The sequence below is a fragment of the Bradyrhizobium sp. Leo170 genome, from assembly GCF_004296405.1.
Taxonomy (GTDB): Bacteria; Pseudomonadota; Alphaproteobacteria; order Rhizobiales; family Xanthobacteraceae; genus Bradyrhizobium.
In genome coordinates this window covers 1-603 of sequence record NZ_PSRR01000843.1, presented here as the reverse complement: position 1 = coordinate 603, position 603 = coordinate 1, and the positions used below count along the sequence as shown (strand labels likewise).

The following is a 603-nucleotide window of genomic DNA, read 5'->3' as shown; positions in this document are numbered from 1 at the left end:
AACCGTCCACCACGGCCGTATCAGCAAGATCGGCCGCAGTCATGCGCGCGCCATGCTGGTCGAGGCGGCCTGGGCAGCGGCCAAGGCGCCCGGTCCACTGCATGCTTTTTTCGTGCGCATCCGCGCCCGACGCGGCCATCAGATCGCCGCGGTGGCCGTGGCTCGGAAGCTCACTGTGCTCTGCTGGCATTTGCTGACAAAGGGCGAGGATTACCTGTGGGCGCGCCCGGCGCTGGTCGCCAATAAGACCCGCGCGATGCAACTTCAAGCCGGACATCCACAACAGAAAGGGAGCCGCCGTGGACCAGCCTATGCCTACAACATCAAGGCGCTGCGCGACCGCGAGATGTTGATTGCCGCCCAGGCGGAGCAAAGCTACGAACGATTCGTGTCGCAATGGAAGCCGCGGCACCCAAAAACCGGCGCGCGGGCGCCTCAGTTCGGCAGGACAAAATAGGCAGTCCGGTGACGCTTGCAGCCGACGCGTCACGCTTCGCCACGAGGTCGCCCGCGCCCGACAACCATAGTCGCGGCTGACGGCAAGTTCTAGGCAGGAATGCAGTCCCGTTCCACTGCCAGTGTGCCGCCGTGCTCGGGCCGGTC

The 603-nt window shown here is 65.5% G+C and carries 1 protein-coding gene; it reads left to right on the top strand.

The annotated features are described in order from the left end of the window. On the top strand, positions 1–457 hold a 457-nt coding region (locus CWO89_RS45030; protein WP_165421633.1), incomplete at its 5' end, for a transposase. Positions 458–603 lie beyond the last annotated feature (146 nt).